Below are 2,513 nucleotides of genomic sequence, written 5' to 3'. Positions count from 1 at the left end.
CGGCTACGTCATCCAGACGACCCTCGACCCGAGGATCCAGAAGATCGTCCAGGAAGAGGTGACCGCCAAGGTCCCTGTCGGCGACAAGTCGCACGTGGGCGCGGCCGCCTACGTGACGGACTCGACCGGCCATGTCCTCGGGTTCGGCCAGAACACCGAGTACACCGTGACCGCCCAGAGCCTCGGCAAGACGGGGGTCTCCTGGGCCCTCGACACCAGGTACGGCGGCTCCGGCGGCTTCCAGTTCGGCTCGACGGCCAAGGCGTTCGCGCTCGTCACCGCGATGGAGAGCGGCATGACGACGCACTCGTCCGTGCGGGCCAAGGCGGCCGGCGGCAACAACACCGCCTCCTACGAGCCACGGGAGTTCAAGGGCTGCGGCCCGGGCAGCACCTGGAAGGTGCACAACGACACGCCCTTCCCCGGCGGCAACATCCAGCTCATGAAGGCCACCGCGCTCTCGACGAACACGGCCTTCGTCGCCTTGGCGCAGCAGCTGGGCGGCTGCAAGGTGCGGGACACGATGATGAAGCTCGGCCTGCACCGGGCGGACGGCGGCGAGATCGGCAAGTATGCGCCGCAGTACATCCTCGGTGCCGACGAGGTCTCGCCGCAGGGCGTCGCGCACGCCTACGCCACCCTCGCGAACGACGGCAAGAAGTGCCCCATGGTCGTCGTGACGAAGCTGAGCCGCGACGGCAAGGACATCGCGCTGCCGAAGACCGAGTGCGAGCAGGTCGTCGGTGCCGACGCGGTCCGCGCCACGGACAAGTTCCTCGAGTACAACATGACGAACGGCTCGGGCATCCGGAACCAGCTCGACAACGGTGCCCGCCAGTCCGCCGGCAAGACCGGAACCTCGGACAAGAACAACGAGTCGTGGTTCGTCGGCTACACCCCGCAACTGGTCACGGCCGTGTGGGTCGGCACCCCCGACGACGGCAACAAGCGCCTCATGACGAACGTGACGATCGGCGGGCAGTTCATCCCGAAGATGCACGGCGCCGCGGTGGCGGCACCGATCTGGAAGGGCATCATGAACCGCGCCCTCAACGGGCAGCCGCGGGTCAAGTTCAAGGAGCCGTCCGACAAGCTGACCAAAGGAGACGACGTCGCAGTCCCGGGAGTGACCGGGATGTCGGTCGAGCAGGCCACCGCCGTCCTCGAGCAGGCCGGGTTCACCGCCCACGTCGGCGGCACGATGGCCTCCGACGTCCAGGAGGGACTCGTCGCCGGCACCTCGCCTTACGGCCGGGCACCCCGCGGCTCGGACATCACGATCTACACCTCCCAGGGCGGCGGCCGTAACCAGGGCCCGGCGCCGCCGACCGCGAAACCGACCAGTGCGCCCCGGCCACCGGCGCCCAAGCCGCCCAAGCCGCCGAAGAAGCCCAAGCCCCCGAAGCCGCCGAAGCCGAACGGCTGAGCCCAGCCCGCCGGGACGGCGCGATCAGGTCGCGAGCCGGGTAAGCGGAATACGAACTGAAGGGCCCGGACCACATGGTCGGGGCCCTTCGGTGTCAGGAGGCGAGCACCTGCTTGACGATGCCCGCGACGCGCCCGCCCTCGGCGCGGCCGGCGACGGCCTGCTGGGCCGCCTTCATGGCCAACCCCATCTGCTGCATGCCCATCGCCCCGGACGCCGCGACGGCGTCCCGGACGATCGCGGTCAGCTCCTCGTCGCTCAGCTGGGTGGGCAGGTAGGCCTCGAGGACGGCGAGCTCCGCATCCTCCTTCGCCGCCAGCTCGGTGCGCCCCGCCTCCCGGTATGCCGCCGATGCCTCACGCCGCTTCTTGGCCTCCTTGGTGATGACCTTGAGGACGTCGTCGTCGCTGAGGTCCCGGTGCTCCTTGCCGGCGACCTCCTCGTTCGTGATGGCGGTGAGGGCCATCCGGAGGGAGCCCGCGCGGACCGGGTCGCGCTCGCGCATCGCGGTCGTGAGGTCGGCCTGGAGCTGGTCCTTGAGCGTCATGGGCTCGATTCTCGCAGGTGCCGGCGGCCGGGCGGTTCGTCGGCGAGAATGGCGAGGCGTCAGGATGGGGGGATGCATGTGGTGACGAAGGCGGCGCTCGGGACGGTCGGTGCGGGCCTCGGGGTGCTCGGGTGGGCCTCCCTCATCGAGCGGAACGCCTTCCGGCTGCGGCGCGTCACGGTGCCGGTGCTGCCGCCCGGGTCGCCCTCGGTGCGCGTGCTGCAGGTCTCGGACCTGCACCTGCTGCCGCGGCAGCGGTGGAAGGCGAAGTGGATCAAGGAGCTCGCGAGTCTGGACCCGGACCTCGTTGTGGACACCGGCGACAACCTCGCGTCGTATGACGCCGTGCCGGCCGTCCTCGACGCGTTCGAGTGGCTGCTGGACCGCCCGGGCGTCTTCGTGCTCGGGTCGAACGACTACTTCGGTCCGTCCATCAAGAACCCGCTGAAGTACCTCTGGCACCGGGGGCCGGTCCGGGGCCGGGCGCCGGCGACGCGACTGCCGGTGGAGTCGCTCGTGTCCGGGCTGGAGGGACGCGGC

3 protein-coding genes are annotated in these 2,513 nt (G+C 70.4%); 2 read left to right on the top strand and 1 reads right to left on the bottom strand.

The features are described from left to right. Positions 1-1,426: penicillin-binding transpeptidase domain-containing protein (locus tag ACTHJJ_RS11985; RefSeq protein ID WP_440303174.1), on the top strand; the 1,426-nt coding region annotated here is incomplete at its 5' end. Positions 1,427-1,520: 94 nt separating this feature from the next. Here the strand turns inward: ACTHJJ_RS11985 and ACTHJJ_RS11980 are convergent. Then, positions 1,521-1,973, bottom strand: coding sequence for a GatB/YqeY domain-containing protein (locus tag ACTHJJ_RS11980; RefSeq protein WP_440303173.1), 453 nt, complete (start codon positions 1,971-1,973; stop codon positions 1,521-1,523). Positions 1,974-2,045: 72 nt separating this feature from the next. On the opposite strand from ACTHJJ_RS11980, the gene ACTHJJ_RS11975 reads away from it, so the two are divergent. Further along, a partial coding sequence (locus ACTHJJ_RS11975) for a metallophosphoesterase (RefSeq protein ID WP_440303172.1) occupies positions 2,046-2,513 on the top strand: 468 nt, incomplete at its 3' end.

It is taken from the genome of Intrasporangium sp. (assembly GCF_051961875.1).
In the GTDB taxonomy this organism is placed as follows: Bacteria; Actinomycetota; Actinomycetes; order Actinomycetales; family Dermatophilaceae; genus Intrasporangium_A.
This window is presented reverse-complemented; position numbering and strand designations above follow the sequence as displayed.

Excerpts from the sequence above, each read along its gene's own strand:
- ACTHJJ_RS11980 (WP_440303173.1), bottom strand. The coding sequence starts at position 1,973 with ATGACGCTCAAGGACCAGCTCCAGGCCGACCTCACGACCGCGATGCGC.